Here is a 17,347-nt window from a genome sequence, read left to right on the forward strand (position 1 = left end):
GGTAGGCGCGACGGCCCTCGGACGACATCGCGTCGTCGCAGCCTGCTGGTCTCGGCTCCTGCCTGATGACTACGAGCGGCCGCCGCGCGCGGCCGATTTTCCTACCCGACGGTCGCCGCGACGGGGTCGCCTGGTGCCGGTTTCCTCGGCCCGCAACGCAGCCGGGCGTCCGAGCCGACCGATGCCGCCCCGGTGCGTCCGGAGGCGGGCCGGGGCGGACGAAAGTCGCGCCTGCGGCGATCCCGGGGCCCGGATCGAGCCGAGGGCGGGCCCGCGACCTGACCGGATCGACGGGTGTTCCGACGGCGATCCCCGCCGGAACGCGAGACGGCACACCACAACGGACCCGACTCGGCCTGCCACGGGTGCGGTGCGGCTTCGCCGACGGCGCGCCGTCCGCCCTGACCCGGCGACACCGATGGCCTGCCGGTGCGAGCAGATCAGTGCAGCCCCAGCGCTCGCGCGTCGAGGCCCAGGGTCGCGTGCAGTCCGGTCACCCCGGCGGCGGTCAGTCGGACCGCGCGACCCGGCTGGACCCGGCGGATCCAGTCCTGTTCCAGCAGCCGTGCACACAGGGCTGCCCCGACGGCGCCCGCAAGGTGGGAGCGGCGCTCGGTCCAGTCCAGGCACGCCCGCACCACGGGGCGGCGTCCGGCCCGCAGCACCTGTTCGGACAGGCCCATCGTGTCGACCAGCCAGCCCCGCCCCGCAGCGGTGAGGGCGAGGCCTGCCGTCGTGTCGAGCAGCCCGCCGCCGAGCATCGCATCGGTGATCGAGACCCCGAGTGTCCCTGCGAGATGGTCGTAGCAGGTCCTGGCGCGAGCGGTCGCGACGGCGGCGTTGACCGCCCGCAGTCCGCTCGGCCGCTCGGGCAGCGGACCGAGCCAGGAGACCAGGTCTTCGAGCAGGGTGGCGGTCGCCGGGTTCGCCAGTTCGACGTAGCGGTGCCTGCCTTGGCGCCGTTCGACGAGCAGCCCGCCCGCCACCAGGCGGTTGAGGTGCTCCGTCGTGGTCGAGGCTGCGACTCCGACGTGGCCTGCCAGTTCCATCGCGGTCCACGCCCGGCCGTCCAGCAGCGCCAGACAGATGGCCGCTCGGCTGCGATCGGCGAGCAGGCCTGCCAGGTTCGCGAGTGCCTCGCCTCGATGCGCAGGAGCCATGACCCCATTCTGCGTCGTGACACTTCGGCGGCGGCCGAACCGTGTCGCCCTTAGCGTTCGCAGTCAGCGACCGGGCGAGGACGAGGCGGGCCGCGACGAGAGCAGGGCCACGCGGTGCGCAGCCGCAACGGAGCGGCCTGCGGGCACGCGGTCGACCGCCGACGAGCCGGGAGCCTCGACGGTGCTCGATCCGGGACGAGGCCTCGCCGCTGGTCCGCATGTCGAGCTGCGACCCGACGCCGATCCGGCGCGCGGGGACACGACCACGGGAGACGACGATGAAGCGGACCGAGGCGTCACGGGTGTTCCACGCCCTGCATCACGGGACCGTGCCCCTGCTGCTGCCCAACGCCTGGGATCATTCCTCGGGGGCGGCGTTGGTCGCCGCCGGGTTCGCCGCCGTCGGCACCACCAGCCTCGGCGTCGCCGCCTCGGTCGGGCTGCCCGACGGCCGAGGAGTCTCGCTCACCGCGACCACGGCGCTGGCCCGGCTGCTGGTGGAGCTGCCGGTGCCGGTCACCGTCGACATCGAGGCAGGTCTGCACGACGATCCGACGGCGGTCGCGCAGTGGGCTGCCGAGCTCGCCGCTCTCGGCATCGCGGGCGTCAACGTCGAGGACGGCCGCCCGGACGGGCTCGCCGACGTCGACAGTCAGTGCGAGCTGATCGCCGAGATCGCCGCACGCGCGCCCGCGCTGTTCCTCAACGCCCGGGTCGACACGCACTGGCTGGTCGCCGAGCCCCCGTCGGTGCAGGCCGCGCTGGTGAGGGCTCGACGGTATGCGGCGGCGGGGGCCGACGGGGTCTTCGTGCCGGGGATCACCGAGCCCGCCGACGTCGCGGTCCTCGTCGAAGCGCTCCCGGTGCCACTCAACGTACTGTTCCAGCCCGGTGGGCTGGGCGTCGACCGCCTCGCCGAGCTGGGTGTGCGGCGGATCAGTACCGGGTCGCTGCTCTTTCGGACCGCCGTGGCCGCGGCCGTCGACACGGCGGTGGCGCTCCGGGAAGGCGCTCCGATCGCCTCGGCGGCCTACTCGTATGCGGAGATCACCCGTTTCGCGGAGCACCGGGCCTGAGCGCGGCGATGATGGACGCCGTGCTGCCCGGTGCGTCCGGTCCCGACGGGATGGTGTCGGTCGGGCGCCGCGTGGTGTCGTCGTCCGGTGTTTCGTCGGGACCGTCGCAGGCGGGCGCCGACGGGAGGTGTCGCGGCGGCCCGGTGAGACCGGAGCGTCGGGGCGCAGCCTTCTGCGGTCGCGGGCTGTGCCAGGCGGCGGGTCGGCGTCGGCCGTACCCCGGCTCGGCGGCCTCGGCTCGACTGCCGCGCGGCTCGGTTGCCGATCGAGGCCGAGCGGGACTTGACCTGAAGTAATATTGAGGTTCTATCGTCGATCTCCAGTGCGGCACCGGCCCGCGCGGAGATCGAAGGGATCGTCATGACGCACGCACCGCCGTCGGCGGGCGCACGAGAGTGGCTCGGCCTCGCCGTGCTGGCTCTGCCCACGCTGCTCATCGCGATGGACATGACCGTGCTGCACCTCGCGGTGCCCGCGTTGACCGCCGACCTGGCTCCCAGCGGAGCCCAGTTGCTGTGGATCCTCGACGTCTACGGCTTCCTCGTCGCGGGCCTGCTGGTCACGATGGGCGCCCTCGGCGACCGCATCGGACGGCGGCGGCTGCTGCTCATCGGCGCCACCGCCTTCGCCACGGCCTCGATCCTGGCCGCGTTCTCCACCAGCGCCGAGATGCTCATCGTGACCAGGGCACTGCTCGGTGTCGCGGGCGCGACGCTGATGCCCTCGACACTGTCGTTGATTCGCGTCATGTTCGAGGACGCGGCGCAGCGGCGGGTGGCCATCGGGGTGTGGATGACCTGCTTCATGGTGGGCACGGCCATCGGCCCACTGGCGGGCGGCGTGCTGTTGAACAGCTTCTGGTGGGGCTCGGTGTTCCTGCTCGGCGTCCCGGTGATGGTGCTGCTGCTCGCGGTCGGGCCGTTCCTGCTGCCGGAGCAGCGCGACCCCGGCACGGGGCGGATCGACCTGATCAGCGCGGCGTTGTCGCTGGTCGCGATCCTGCTCGCGGTCGGAGGCCTGAAGGCGCTCGCGGAGGACGGTCTCGGCTGGCCGCAGGGCGTCGCGGCGGCCGCAGGGGTGGCCTTGGCGATCGTCTTCCTGCGGCGGCAGCGTGGCCTGGCCGATCCGCTGCTGGACGCGGAGCTGTTCCGCATCCCCGCCTTCTCAGTCTCGGTGGCCGCGCAGCTGTTGGCGATCTTCGCGATGTCGGGCGTCCAGCTCCTCGGCGCACAGTATCTCCAGCTCGTGCTCGGGCTCTCTCCGTTGCAGGCGGGGCTGTGGACGATCCCGTCCGTGATCGCCTCGACGGCGGGGACGCTGCTGGTCCCGGTGATCACCCGACATGCCCGGCCCGCGCCGGTCATGGCGACGGGGCTGGTCCTGGCCGGAATCGGCGCCATCGTCCTGACGGGCATCGACACGGCGGGGCTGTCGACCCTGGTCCTCGCCTTCGTGCTGATCGGGCTCGGCCTCGGGCCGACGATGACGCTGGCCACCGATCAGATCATCGGTGCGGCGCCGGCTCGGCGCGTCGGCGCCGCCTCGGCGATCTCGGAGACCAGCGGCGAGCTCGGTGCCGCCTTGGGCATCGCCATGCTCGGCAGCCTCGGCAGCGTCGTCTACCGGTCCGCGATGGTCGACAGCCTGCCCGCAGGCCTGCCCGCCTCGGTGGCGGAGCCGGCGCGGGAGACGCTCGGCGGAGCGGTGGCCTCGGCTGGTCGGCTGCCTGCGGAGCAGGCGGCCGCGCTGCTGGAGGCGGCCCGGCCTGCCTTCGTCGACGGGATGCGGCTGGTCGCGATGACCAGCAGCGTGATCGCCATCGGGTTGGCCGTGCTGGTCGCGGTGCTGCTCGGCCGCGCCGACACCGCGGCGGCCGGGCAGTCGCACACCGCTGAGAAGGAGCCGGACCCGGTGTGACGCGGCTCCGGCGCCACTAGCGGTCGCCCGGCCAGGACCGGGTCGTCGATCGTCACGGGCCGGTCGAACGGTGACCGGGTGTCGGCGCGATAGGCGATCCTTCAGGTCCACCACCGTCCCGCCACCGGGGCGAACCGCCGACACGGCGGCCGTCGCCGACCACGAACCCGAACTGATCAGGAGCCCTCCATGAGCATGGAGTCCACGGCGTGGAACTCGCTCTACAGCGTGACCAGAGCCGATCACCGTGACCGCAGACCCTTCTCCGCCGCCACGATGCGCCGCATCGGCGGCTTCGCCAAGCGGCATCGCAGCCGCCTCATCCAGTTCCTGGTGCTCAGCATCGTGACGGCGGTGCTCACCGTCGCGACACCGGTGCTCGCAGGCCGGGTCGTCGACGCGATCGTGCAGAGCGCGCCGGTCGACGTCGTCGTGTGGCTGGCGGTGCTCATCGCGGGCATCGCCGTCGCCGAGGCAGGTCTGCGGCTCGTCGTCCGCTGGCTGTCGGCGGGCATCGGCGAGGGACTGATCCTCGATCTGCGCACCAGCGTCTTCGATCACGTCCAGCGGATGCCGGTCGCCTTCTTCACCCGGACCAGGACCGGAGCGCTGGTCAGCAGGCTGAACAACGACGTCATCGGCGCGCAGCGGGCCTTCAGCGACACCCTCTCCGGCGTCGTCGGCAACCTGGTGACCCTGGTGCTGACCTTAGTGCTGATGCTCGGCATCTCCTGGCAGATCACCCTGCTCTCGCTGGTGCTGCTCCCGGTGTTCGTCGTGCCCGCCCGCCGGATGGGTGCCAGACTCGCGCGGCTCCAGCGGGAGGCCGCAAGCCACAACTCGGCGATGAGCACCCAGATGACCGAACGGTTCTCCGCGCCGGGCGCGACCCTGGTGAAGCTCTTCGGCAGGCCTGCGGACGAGTCCCGCGAGTTCGCCGACCGGGCCGCCAGAGTCCGGGACATCGGCGTCCGGCGGGCGATGGTGCAGTCGGTGTTCGTCACCGCGCTCACCCTTGTCTCGGCGCTGGCGCTCGCCCTGGTCTACGGCCTGGGCGGCTACCTGGCGCTGAACGGCGGCCTGGACGCGGGGGCCGTCGTCACCCTCGCCATGCTGCTCACCCGGCTCTACGCCCCGTTGACCGCGTTGGCGGGCGCCCGCGTGGAGGTGATGAGCGCCCTGGTGAGCTTCGAGCGGGTCTTCGAGGTGCTCGACCTGAAGCCGCTGATCGCCGAGAAGCCTGACGCGCTACCCGCGCCGGAAGGGCCCGTGTCGGTGGAGTTCGATCACGTGAGCTTCGCCTACCCCTCGGCGGACAAGGTGTCGCTGGCCTCGCTGGAGGAGGTCGCCGCGCTCGACTCCCGAGGCGGTGTCCAGGTCCTGCACGACGTGTCCTTCCGGGTCGAACCCGGACAGATGGTCGCCCTGGTGGGGTCCTCCGGCGCGGGCAAGTCCACGATCGCCTCGCTGCTGCCTCGCCTGTACGACGTGGACGAGGGCGCGGTCCGGCTGGCGGGCATCGACGTCCGAGACCTCACGGCCGCCGGACTCCGCCAGACCCTGGGGCTCGTCACTCAGGACGGGCACCTCTTCCATGAGTCGATCCGAGCGAACCTGTTGCTGGCCCGACCCGAGGCGGAGGAGGCCGAACTGTGGGAGATGCTCCGTCGGGCGCGCCTCGACGACCTGGTCGCGACGCTGCCGGACGGACTGGACACGATCGTCGGCGAACGCGGCTACCGGCTCTCCGGCGGCGAACGCCAGCGGCTGACCATCGCCCGACTCCTGCTGGCCAGGCCCAAGGTCGTCATCCTTGACGAGGCCACCGCACACCTGGACTCCACGTCGGAGGCGGCCGTGCAGGAGGCACTGGCCGAGGCGCTGGCGGGCCGGACGTCCGTGGTGATCGCCCACCGGCTCTCCACGGTCCGCGCCGCCGACCTCATCCTGGTGATCGAGGACGGCCGGGTGGTGGAGCGCGGTACCCACACCGAGCTGCTCGCGGCGGGCGGGCGGTACGAGGAGCTGCACCGCACCCAGTTCGACCAGTCCGATGACGAGCAGGCCGAGCAACCGGGGCAGACCGGGCTGCCCGACGCGGCCCAGCCCATCGGCTGACCGGCGGATCACCGGCCGGATCGGCGCCGTCCACCGAGGACAGGCGCCGTCCGGCGCTGGTGAGCGGCGCCGTCTCCAGCGGGCCCGGCCCGTCGGGTCGGCGGGGCTCCGATGAGCCGCCCGCCCGGCCCATGGTCGTGTGGGGCGGGGCTCGGCTCCGGTCTGCGGTGTCCCGGAACCCCGCCGGTCGCGAAAAGTGTGATCACGACCACTCTCGGCCGCATCCGGTCAGAGTGGTGGTCGTCACGTCGTGCACTTCCTACTGTCACCAAACAGGACCCGGCACGACACAGGACGACCGCTGACGTCCTGGCGATCACGCTCACCGAGGGAGATCACACATGGTCAACCGGAGATCGGTACTGCACGGCATGGGCGGCACGCTCGCCGCCCCGCTCGCTGCTCGGGTGCTGGCGGCAGAGGCAGACGCCCGCAGCGCCGCGACCGGGGACGGCGCCGCCGAGGGCGCGGGAGCCGAGGCGTCCGCCGGAGCGGAGCGCATCGACCGGCAGGCGCTGGTCGCGCGCCACGACATCCGCAGGACCGACGACGACCCCGACCTTCCGGTGCAGGTCGGCAACGGCCGGTTCGCCTTCGGCGCCGACATCACCGGGCTCCAGACCTTCGCGCCGTTCGCCACCATGGCCGACTGGGGCTGGCACTCCGACGCCCTGCCGCCCGGAAAGCAGATCGAGGACTATCGCGGCACCGTCTGGGACACCTACGGCCGGGACGTCTACTACTGGACCGGCGACGAGGACGAGCCCGAACTGCACCACTGGTTACGGGAGAACCCGCACCGCATCAACCTCGGCCGCATCGGCCTGACCCTGACCAGGGCCGACGGGACGGCGGCGGTCCTCACCGACCTCACCGAGACCCACCAGCACCTGGAGCTGTGGACGGGACGGCTCCACAGTCGGTTCGTCTTCGACGGCCATTCCGTCGAGGTCGAGACCAGCTGCGATCCCGAGACCGACGCGGTGGCGCTGCGGGTCACCTCGCCGCTGATCCGGCTCGGCAGGCTCGCGGTCTTCCTCGACTTCCCCTACGCCACGGCGGCGGGCCAGGACAAGTTCTCGGCCCCCTACGTGGGCTTCTGGGACCGTCCCGGCGACCACACGACCGAGGTGAGCCGCCGAGGATCACGCCGTGCCGTTCTCACCCATCGCCTGGACGAGACCGTCTACGAGGTCGGCGTCGCCTGGCGCGGCCCCGCCCGCCTGACCAGGGACGAACAGCGGGTCCACCGATATCACCTCACGGGCGGTCGATCGGCGACGCTGGCGGCGACCGTCCTGTTCGAACCCGAACTGTCCTCGACCCCGCCGTCGGTCGACGCGGTGGAGCGCGCGAGCGCCCACTGGTGGCCGAGATTCTGGCGGTCCGGCGGCGCCGTGGACCTCTCCGGCTCGGCCGACGAACGGTGGCCGGAGCTGGAACGCCGCATCGTGCTCAGCCAGTACCACCTCGCGGTCAACGAGGCGGGCAGCGAGCCGCCCCAGGAGTCGGGGCTGGTCAACAACGGCTGGTACGGGAAGTTCCACACCGAGATGTACTGGTGGCACGCCACGCACTACGCCCTGTGGAATCGATGGCCGCTGCTCGACCGCAGCACCGACATCTATCGACGTCTGCTCCCGTCGGCTCGCGACCGGGCCGCCGAGCAGGGCTTCCTCGGCGCGCGCTGGCCGAAGATGACCACCGCGCAGGGGCGGGAGTCACCCAACATCCCCACGGCCCTGCTGCTCTGGCACGTGCCGCACGTGATGTTTCTGGCGGAGTTGGACTACCAGGCGCATCCCCGGCGCCGCACCCTGCTCAAATGGGAGGAGGTCCTGTTCGCCACCGCCGACTTCATGGCCTCCTTCGCCCACCAGGAGTCCGAGGGCGGCCGCTACGTCCTCGGCCCGCCGGTGATGACCGCCAACGAGCGCAACGACTCCGCCACCACGTCCAACCCGGCCTTCGAACTCTCCTACTGGCGGTTCGGGCTGCGCGTGGCCCTGCAGTGGCGGGAGCGGCTCGGCCTCGACCGCGATCCGCGCTGGGAGGCGGTGCTGGCCGACCTGGCGCCGTTGCCGGTGCAGGACGGCCTGTACGTGCTGTACGAGGGCGTCGAGGACATGTGGACGGTGCACAACACCAACCATCCCGACCCGATCGCGCCCTACGGCATGCTGCCCGGCGACGGTGTCGACGTCGAGATCATGCGCGCCACCGCAGCTCAGGTGTACAAGACCTGGCCGGTGGAGAACCTCTACAGCTGGGACTTCCCGCTGCTGGCGATGAACGCCGCACGACTGGGCGATGCCGAACGCGCGGTGGACTTCCTGCTGCACGAGCGGTTCGGGTTCACCGAGACCGGCCTGCCCGCCAGCGGCAAGTCCGGGGTGCCCTCGCCCTACTTCCCCGGCGCGGGCGGGCTGCTCTATGCCGTCGCGATGATGTGCGCGGGCTGGGGCGACGGGCCGACGGGCGAGACGCCCGGCTTCCCCGACGACGGTCGGTGGACGGTGCGCTGGGAGGGGCTCGCCCCGGCCCTCTGACCGCTCCTCGACCCGGAGTCGTCGCGCGGAACGCCCGCGCTCCTGCTCGGCTCCGGCGACCTCTCGGCTCGGCCGGGCTTGGCGAGCGGAATCCAGGACAGGAGACTCGAATGGGTGTGCGACGACGTTCCCCGGCACACCGGGGACGGACGGCGGCGGCGATCCTCGCGGCGGCCGGACTGCTCGCCGCGTGCGGTGGCGGTGTGGTGCGGACGACGGCCAGGTAGAGCTTCGGTTCACCTGGTGGGGTGACGATGACCGCGCGCGGATCACCGAGGAGGCGATCGCGTTGTTCGAGGAGCGGAATCCGAACATCACGGTCAACACCTCGTATGCGGCGTTCTCGGGGTACTTCGAGCGGTTGGCGACCGAGGTCGCGGGCAACAACGCGCCGGACGTGATCCAGATGGACTACGCGTATCTGCGGGAGTACGGGGATCGGGGCGTCCTTGCCGATCTCCACGAGTTCGACGAGGATCAGCTGGGCACCGAGGGCATCACGCCGTTGCTGGCGCGTTCCGGTGAGATCGACGGCAGGATGTACGCGCTGCCGATGGCGCAGAACACCCATGCGTGGGCGTATGACGAACAGGCCTGGACGGAGTCCGGGGTGCCGCTGCCCGAGGCGGGCTGGACGTGGGAGGACCTGCTGAGCAGCAGCCAGGCCCTGACCGAGTCCACCGACGGCGAGCGCTACGGGACCACCGACTTCGGCTGGTCCTGGGAGACCTTCCAGGTCTGGCTCCGCCAACAGGACAAAGACCTCTACACCGACGCAGGCGAGATCGGGTTCGACGCTGCGGACCTGCGGACCTATCTCGAACTGCTCGACGAATTCCGTACGACCGAGGCGGCCACCCCCGCCGAGGTCACGGCCCAGATCGACGGCGCCATCACCAATTCTCCGCTGGCGATGGAGGGCGCGTACTCCGAATTCGCCTGGGACTCGGCGACGACCACCTTCTTCTCCGTCCTGCCCTCGGGCATCGCGCTCGCCCCCATGCCCAGAACCGAGGGCAGCGAGCGGATCGGCCAGTTCGCCAAGCCCGGCACCCTGATCAGCATCGCGGCAGGCAGCGAGCATCCCGAGGAGTCGGCCGCCCTGGTCGACTTCCTGCTCAACGACGTCGACGCGGGCCTCATCCTCGGCACCTCGAGAGGCATGCCCGTCAACGACGACGTCCGCGAAGCCGTCGGCGCCGAACTCGAAGGACCCGACCAACTCGTCTACGACTACGAGGAAGCCCTCGCCGACGAACTCGAAGAACCCCCGTCCGCACCACCGCCGGGCAACAGCGCACTCAAACGAGAATGGCAGCGACTCAACTCGGTGATCGGATTCGGACAACTGTCCATCGACGAAGCGGTCGAGCAGTTCATGGAACGGGCCGAGCAGGAGATCTGACGGGCAGGGCAGGCCGGCGGGCGCGCCGGTCCCGCTCGGCCTGCCCTGCCTTCCCGGCGTGTCGCGCGGAAGGCAGGTGCCTGCTGGACCGCACGCGGCGCCTCCGAGGTCCGGCTAACCCAACGTCAGATCGCCGACGCCGAACCCGCCGAGGGTGACGTTGCGGTCGACGCCGCCGGGGATGCCCGCCACGCTGCCCCGGTCGGTGTGCTGATGCAGTGCGAGCCTCGGATGCGACCAGCCGGGGTTGCCGGGATCGCCGTTGAACCTGGCGAGCCACAAGAACACGTCTTCGTCGGCCCAGTCGTCCGGCCGCAGCACGTTCTGGTACCAGTCGAGGCTGGAGTACACCAGGATCGGCCGGACGTCGGTCGCCTTGCGGAACTCGGCGATGAAGTCACGGGTGACCGCGTCCGCGTCGTCGCGCAGCTCGGCGGCCTCCATGTCGAGCATCGGCAGCAACGAACCCGATTCCAGCAGTCCGTTCTCCTGGAGATGGTGGACGAAATGGGCCACCTGACCCGCGACTTCGCCCGGCCGGGCGAAGTGGTATCCGCCGGTGGCGATCCCGGCGTCGCGCGCGCCGGGGATGTTCTTCGCCGCCTGCGAGTCGACGTGTCCGGTCGCCTCGGTGACCTTGTGCGAACAGAAGACGATGCCGTCGCCGTGTACGGCATTCCAGTCGTCGACTGCATTCCAATGGGAGATGTCTATCCCGTGGTCGGCCATGGCCGGGCCTCTCAATCCTGGTGACGAACATGTACGGCGGCACTCCGGCACGAAGGCTCCGGGGCGCGGACGTGCTCGGCCGTCCGCGCGGCGGGGCGAGATCAAGGCGAGTCGGACCGCGAACCACGCCGAAGCGCGACAAGGCAGGGCCGCGACGGACCGGTGCACTTCTCGTATGCGGCGCACCTGGTCGCCGCCGTCGCCGTTGTCGCCTACCTTCAGATCTCGAATCCGACCACCGGGCCGGAATGTCACTGATTGCAACGATTGTGTAACTGTGGAGCAAAGTCAACGGCGTGCCTCGGAATTGACCCGAGAGTGGCGGCGTGCGGCTGCGGTGGTTACGGCGCGTATTTTTCCGGTGCGGAATCGACGGCATTCTCGACTGCTTCGCCGACAATCAAGGCATCGCCGGTTCGGGTGACGCACCGAGTGCGGGGTGACCGTGGCACTCGTCCACTGGGCATTGCAGACCCTCGGCACACCGCGTGCCCGTCATGAGCAAGCCTCGGCGGCCGCCCGGTCGAGCGCCGAACCTGCCGGGGCAGGTGCGGCGACCTTCGGGCACCGGCGATCGCTCTGCTGCTCCTCGCACCGTGATGTCGTTGGCCGCTCGGGCCGGGGCATGTCCGCCGGTCGACGTGGGTGCAGGGGTGGTCCGTCCCCGTCGAGGGTGATCGGACGGCGTCGTCGAGCCGGCGTCCCCGCTCGGGCCGAGGTGTGGACTCGACGTCGATTCATGCCGTGGTCCGACGGATTCACCGACCCCGTCGTGTCGTGCCGTCTCGTTCGGGCCTTCGTCGGACCCGCAGGCCGTCCGGCGGCATCCTCGATTCACGTCGGCGCGGCTGAATTCCCGTTCCCCGCCGTATGCTGCGGAATTCGCATGCGCTGATGGCAATTCCTGAATCGGAGCGGGCTCCGGCGACGCACCGCCGATGTCGCCGACCACGCCCTCTTCGGTGATCAGTCGGTGTCATACCGTAGCGAGGCGCTCGTCGAGAAGTAGATTCCTCGACCAACCATCGACGCCAGTGCGCGAGGCAGACAGATTGGGACGTCGCAGCAGGTCATGCCGACCACGGCCCATCGCACCCGGTGACATTCGGGCCGCCCTGGGACGACGACGTGTATTCGTGAGCCATGAACCCGAGTCGATATCGCGGGTTCTGCATATGACACACGAATATGACCTATGGCACCGTGTCGAGGACAGAAAGGCGGAGCAGCCGTGAGGATGGGTTCCGATTCGGACGGGAATGAGGCGACATGGTGCTGACCACCGGCACGTCGTCCGCCGCCGCCCGGCAGACGGACACAGGGACTGCGATCGACGACGCGGCGGAGCCCTCCGGCGGGGCGGCCCCGGACGAGACGAGCCCGCAGTCGGCATCGTCGCTCTCGGAGGTCCCCGGCGATCTGCGCATGGCAGGCCTGTTGTGGCCGGTGCTGGTGGCCTCGGCCGTCAGTCTGCTGCCCTTCACCGTGTTCAGCACCTATCTGGTGGCCATCGCGGCGCACTCCGACAGCAGCGTTGCGGCCATGGGCGGGCTGCGGGGGCTCGGCGGGCTGGCCTCGCTGGTGGTCGGCGCACTGCTCGCACCCTTGATCGACCGGATTCCTCGGGACCTCGCGGCGGCGGGAGCCCTCGGGCTGCTGGGGCTGTCGGCGGCGCTGGGCGCGGTCGGTCACTTCCTCGCGCTGGCGGCCTTCTGCTTCCTCATCGGGGCGGCGACCTCCGTGTTGAGTCCCGCGCTGGCCACGGCGGCGGCCGATCGGTTCGCCGCCGATGCGGCCTCCGGGCGGGCCGCGACGCTGGTGACCGCCACCCAGTCGCTGGCCGCGATGCTCGCCGCGCCGCTGGTGGTCGCACCGGGGCTGCTCTGGGGCTGGCAGGGCAATCTGCTGGCCGTCGCCGTGATCTCGCTGCTGCTGGCCTGCCTGTTCCTGGTGCGGTCGCGCCGCAGCAGGCAGCCTGTCGAGGTCCGGCCGCGACTCGGCTACCTCGCCTCCTTCCGCGCGCTGGCCGCCATCCCCGGTGCCGTGCCGCTGCTGCTGATCGCGGCCCTGCGCACGGCGGCCTTCATGGGCTACCTGGCCTATCTCGCGCCGTTCTACGCCGAGCGGTTCGCGCTGGAACCGGGCCCGTTCGCGTTCGTCTGGACCCTCAGCGGTGCCGCGTTCTTCGTGGGGAACCTCTTCACCGGGCGACTGGCGAACCGGATCGGTTCCCGACTTGCTGCCGAACGGCTGCTCGCGGGCGGACTGCTGATCGCGTTCCTGGCCATGGCCGGCTTCTACCTGACGCGGTCGCTGCCTGCGGCTCTCCTGCTGACCGGGCTGCTCGGAGCAGCGCACGCCGTCGTCGCCGCGTGCGTGGTCAGTCTCCTGGTCCGCCGCTGTCCGGCCCTGCGCGGCACGGCCCTCACGATCAACGCGGCAGGCATGAGCCTGGGCGTCTTCGTCGGTGCCGCCCTCGGCGGTGCCGGCCTCGGACTGGCGGGCTATCCGGGCGTCGGCGTGGTGCTGGGCGGCCTGACGCTGATCGCCTTCGTGATCAGCCTGCGGGTGCGGTCGGCGGAACCGGCGTCCTCCTCCCGATGACACTCGCACCCGTCGTCGGGGCGTGAACCCAGGGCGGAGTCCGGAGATCGGCGCTGCGTGACGGCCTCCGGACCGCCCAGGCTCACTCGAATCGCCTGCTCATCGGCGGCTCGCACTCACCCGACGTGGGTCCACGGCGACTGGTAGCGCTCGGTCAGCTCGCGGACCTCGGCGGGCTCCAGGGTCCGGGGCGGCCGGGCGCCCAACGCCAGCAGCAGGCGTGCGGTCTCCTCGATCTCGATCGCCATCGCGACCGCGCGGTCCATGCTCGCCCCGCCGACGACCGGCCCGTGGTTCTGCAGCAGCACGGCACGGAACGGGAACGTCAGCGACTCGATGCCCAGCGCCTGGTCCTGATCGCCCGGTGCGGCATAGGGGATCAGTGGCAGCTGGCCGACGTTCATCACGAAGTAGGGCGTGATCGGCGGCATCGCACTGTGCTGCGACCAGGCGGGCAGACACGAGTAGGCGGCGGCGTGCGTCGAGTGCAGGTGCACCACGGCCCGCACCTCGGGATCGCGACGGTAGAGGGCCTGGTGCAGCGGGAACTCCTTGGACGCCTTCGGACCCGCCACATGCGCCCGGTCCGCCGGGCTGCCCAGGTCCAGCACGGACAGCTCGTCGACCGACAACGCGCCGAGGGAGACCCCGGTGGGGCTCATGTGAATCCGGTCGTCCTCCCGGATGCTGAGGTTGCCGGAGGTGCCGGGGCTGAGCCCGAGTGCGTCCAGCCGTCGACCGGCGTCGACGAGGGCGTGGCGGTGGTCGGTCACGCGAGTCGCTCCCAGCTTGAGGTGAAGATGTCCTCGTCACCGAAGTTCCCGGACTTCAGCGCGAGATTGACGACGGCGCCCGCGCGGGTGGTGCCCGCCGCCCACGAGACGCCGGGGGAGAGGGGCGCGCCGAGTCGGAGGCGGGTGACCTCCAACGCGGTGAGCACCGTCCCGGAGGTCTCGCCGCCCGCGACGACCAGCCTGCCCATGCCGTGCTCGGCGAAGAGCGTGGCGCAGCGGCCCAGCGCACGTTCGACCAGTACGGAGGCGGGCTCTCCGCCGTCGGATGGCGGTGGTTCGACGTCGGCGAGCGAGTCGACCGCGTAGACGAGCACGGGCCGCAGGGCGTCCTCGGCCCAGCGGGCGCGGGCCCACTCGACGACGGCGGCGACCTCGGCGTCCAGGTCGGCCCGCAGCGCGCTCAAGTTGAGCTTCCACCAGGGCAGTCGATCTCTGGCGTGGGCCACTTGGGCGCGCGTCGCGGCCGAGGCGCTGCCCGCGAGGACGGCGCGGTGGCCGTCGACGACCGGGATCAGCGCGGCCTGCCGGGCGGGCTCGCCCGCGCGATCCGCCTGCGCCAGGCCCAGCGCCAGACCGGAGCCGCCGGTGATCAACGGCAGGTCACGAGTGGCCTCGGCGATGGTGCGGAGGTCGTCGTCGTCGATCGCGTCGACCACCACCAGCGGCCTCCCGGCGGCGAACTCCGCATCGAGGGCGGCCCGCAGGGCGGCCGGTCCGCGCCGGACCACCTGGTGGAACACCTCGCCGACGGCGTGTCGGGTCTGCGGTTCGAGGAGCAGTCGCACGCGGGACTCGGTCATCGGCGTCAGCGGGTGGTGTCGCATGGAGCTGTCGTCGAGCAGTTCGGACCCGACGAACAGTCGCCCCTGGTAGACGGTCCGCTCGGTGTCGGGGAAGGCGGGCACGATGACCGTGCCCGGCGCGTCGAGGTCGGCGAGCAGTGCGTCGACGACGGGGCCGATGTTGCCCTGCGGCGTGGAGTCGAAGGTCGAGCAGTACTTGTCGTAGATCCGTTCGCAGCCGAGTTCGCGCAGGGCTCGCAGCGCCGCCCTCGCGGTGGTCACGGCCTCGGTGACCTCGGCGGTGCGGGTCTTCACCGCGATCACCACGGCGTCGACGTCGGCGGGCAGGTCCTCACCCGACGGGACGCCCAACGTCACCACCGTGCGCAGGCCGCGCGCGACGAGGTTGGTGGCGAGGTCGGTCGCGCCGGTGAAGTCGTCGGCAATGCCGCCCAGCACGGGCATACGACCTCCTTGGTCTGTCGTGAACGGGGCGGATCGTGGCGTCACCCGCAACCCACCGCCCGGATGTGAAGAAATGATACATAGGTTGACTTGGCTGTGAATCCAAGGTTAGTTTGCGTCCGTTGTTGCGTCGTGGCAGCAGTCTCACGGGTCTGTGTACGCCGCGAAGGTCCACTCCCACTCGGGTCACGGCGACCGGGCAAGCACAGGAGAACCCATGAATCACGAGCTGCTGTTCGCGTCGGCGGTCGAGAAGACCGTCACCTTCGCCCTCACGGGTGCCAAGGGCGGCTTCGCCCGCACGCTGCTGGCCCAGTCCCGCGTGATGCCGGGACTCACGCCGTCAGTGCTGTGCGACCTGGACGTGCCGGGGCTGCGTGCGCTGTGCCTGGAACTCGGGTTCGTCGAGGCGGACCTCGTCGTCGCCGAGGACCCCGCCGAGGTCGGCGCCGCCGTGGCACGTGGTGCGGTGGCCCTGGTCGACGACGTCGCACTGCTGACGGCCGCCCGTTACGACATCCTCGTGGAGGCCACCGGGAACCCCGCCATCGGTCATGCCGCCGCCAGGGCGGCCCTGACCGACGGCCGACACGTCGCCATGGTCAGCAAAGAGGTCGACTCGGTGGCAGGCGTCGCACTGGCGGCCCTCGCCGAGCGCAACGGCCTCGTTTACACCACCGCCGACGGCGACCAGCCCGCCAACCTCATCGGCCTGCACAGCTGGGCGCGGGTGCTCGGTCTGGAGATCGTCGCCGTCGGGAAGTCCGGGGAGTACGACCTCGTCTTCGATCCCGCCACCGGGAGCGTCACACAGCTGGACGAGACCGTCGCCGCCCCGGCCCTCGGCGAGCTGCTCAGCCTGGGCGACGACGTCCCCGCCACCCTGGCCGCCAGGGCTGAGGCGGTGGCCGCGCTCCAGCGCAGCGCCACCGCCGACCACTGCGAGATGTCGGTGGTGGCCAACAGCACCGGCTGCGTCCCCGACGTGGAGGCGCTGCACTACCCGGTGGTCCGCACCGCCGAGTTGGCCGACGTCTACGCGCTGCGTGAGGACGGCGGCATCCTGCATCGGTCAGGAGTCGTCGACGTCTTCAGCGCACTGCGGCTGCCCGGCGAGGCCAGCTTCGCGGGCGGCGTGTTCGCGGTCGTCCGGACGCACGACCCGGTCACCTGGGCCACCCTGGCCCAGAAGGGTCACGTTCTCAGCAGGAACGGGCGTTATGCGTGCGTCTACCTGCCCTATCACCTGATGGGCGTCGAGACGCCCATCACCCTCCTCTCGGCGGTATTGCACGGCCGTCCCTCCGGCGGCGCCGCCCCCCGGCAGCACGCCGTGCTCGCGGGCCGGGCGCGGCAGCCGCTGGCCGCAGGCACCGTCCTGACCATGGGGGGGCACCACCACGACGTCGACGGCGTCGCCGCCGTGCTCCTGTCGGGCGACCAGGCCCCGGCGGACACCGCACCCCTCTACCTCGCGGCGGGGGCGACCCTCTCCCGTGACGTCGCCGAGGGCGAACTGATCACCCTCGACGACCTGACCGGTCACGACGAGGACCTCCTCGCGGCCTGGCACGACGGACTGGCCGTCAGCGGCCGCTGATCATGACGACGACAGCGGACCGAGGACCGCGGCGCAGCCCGCGTCTGCTTACCGCCCGGAGCGCGACCCGCCCTCCCATCGTGATCGAGGGCGAGCGCCAGGCCTCGGCCGCGCCCACCGCGCAGGCCGGGACCATCGCCCGGCCGAC

11 protein-coding genes are annotated in these 17,347 nt (G+C 71.3%); 7 read left to right on the top strand and 4 right to left on the bottom strand.

Annotated elements, in window-relative coordinates; translation table 11 throughout:
- Positions 1 to 440: 440 nt before the first annotated feature.
- The gene (locus UA74_RS14285; RefSeq protein ID WP_075764533.1) at positions 441 to 1,160 is read right to left on the bottom strand and encodes an ArsR/SmtB family transcription factor; all 720 of its coding nucleotides are present in this window, start codon (positions 1,158 to 1,160) and stop codon (positions 441 to 443) included.
- Between the two features lie 278 nt (positions 1,161 to 1,438).
- Between UA74_RS14285 and UA74_RS14290 the strand changes: the two genes are divergently transcribed.
- The 5 genes from UA74_RS14290 to UA74_RS14310 all read left to right on the top strand — a co-directional run bounded on the left by UA74_RS14290 (position 1,439) and on the right by UA74_RS14310 (position 10,225).
- Complete coding sequence (locus UA74_RS14290; protein WP_075740669.1) at positions 1,439 to 2,236, top strand: isocitrate lyase/PEP mutase family protein; 798 nt, start codon at positions 1,439 to 1,441, stop codon at positions 2,234 to 2,236.
- Positions 2,237 to 2,596: 360 nt separating this feature from the next.
- The gene (locus UA74_RS14295; RefSeq protein WP_075740670.1) at positions 2,597 to 4,153 is read left to right on the top strand and encodes an MFS transporter; all 1,557 of its coding nucleotides are present in this window, start codon (positions 2,597 to 2,599) and stop codon (positions 4,151 to 4,153) included.
- Between the two features lie 189 nt (positions 4,154 to 4,342).
- Positions 4,343 to 6,271, top strand: a complete 1,929-nt coding sequence (locus tag UA74_RS14300) for an ABC transporter ATP-binding protein (protein WP_075740671.1) — start codon at positions 4,343 to 4,345, stop codon at positions 6,269 to 6,271.
- Between the two features lie 341 nt (positions 6,272 to 6,612).
- Positions 6,613 to 8,820 (top strand): hypothetical protein, encoded by a 2,208-nt coding sequence (locus UA74_RS14305; protein WP_198043026.1) that lies wholly within the window; start codon positions 6,613 to 6,615, stop codon positions 8,818 to 8,820.
- Between the two features lie 190 nt (positions 8,821 to 9,010).
- Positions 9,011 to 10,225 carry an ABC transporter substrate-binding protein gene (locus tag UA74_RS14310; protein WP_232237757.1) on the top strand — a complete coding sequence of 405 codons (1,215 nt, stop codon included), beginning with the start codon at positions 9,011 to 9,013 and terminating at the stop codon, positions 10,223 to 10,225.
- 114 nt (positions 10,226 to 10,339) lie between these two features.
- Here the strand turns inward: UA74_RS14310 and UA74_RS14315 are convergent, their stop codons facing one another.
- Positions 10,340 to 10,954 (bottom strand): glycoside hydrolase family 25 protein, encoded by a 615-nt coding sequence (locus UA74_RS14315; RefSeq protein ID WP_075740672.1) that lies wholly within the window; start codon positions 10,952 to 10,954, stop codon positions 10,340 to 10,342.
- Between the two features lie 1,269 nt (positions 10,955 to 12,223).
- On the opposite strand from UA74_RS14315, the gene UA74_RS14320 reads away from it, so the two are divergent.
- Positions 12,224 to 13,558, top strand: coding sequence for an MFS transporter (locus tag UA74_RS14320; protein WP_232237758.1), 1,335 nt, complete (start codon positions 12,224 to 12,226; stop codon positions 13,556 to 13,558).
- A gap of 116 nt (positions 13,559 to 13,674) precedes the next feature.
- Here UA74_RS14320 and UA74_RS14325 read toward each other — a convergent pair whose 3' ends face one another.
- Positions 13,675 to 14,331 (bottom strand): class II aldolase/adducin family protein, encoded by a 657-nt coding sequence (locus UA74_RS14325; RefSeq protein ID WP_075740673.1) that lies wholly within the window; start codon positions 14,329 to 14,331, stop codon positions 13,675 to 13,677.
- Complete coding sequence (gene otnK, locus UA74_RS14330; RefSeq protein WP_075740674.1) at positions 14,328 to 15,599, bottom strand: 3-oxo-tetronate kinase; 1,272 nt, start codon at positions 15,597 to 15,599, stop codon at positions 14,328 to 14,330. The genes UA74_RS14325 and otnK overlap by 4 nt, the downstream gene beginning before the upstream one ends.
- A 217-nt stretch (positions 15,600 to 15,816) precedes the next feature.
- Here otnK and UA74_RS14335 point away from each other — a divergent pair, with 217 nt between their 5' ends.
- Positions 15,817 to 17,199, top strand: a complete 1,383-nt coding sequence (locus tag UA74_RS14335; RefSeq protein WP_075740675.1) for a homoserine dehydrogenase — start codon at positions 15,817 to 15,819, stop codon at positions 17,197 to 17,199.
- Positions 17,200 to 17,347: the final 148 nt, after the last annotated feature.

This window comes from Actinoalloteichus fjordicus, assembly GCF_001941625.1.
GTDB classification, from domain to species: Bacteria; Actinomycetota; Actinomycetes; order Mycobacteriales; family Pseudonocardiaceae; genus Actinoalloteichus_A; species Actinoalloteichus_A fjordicus.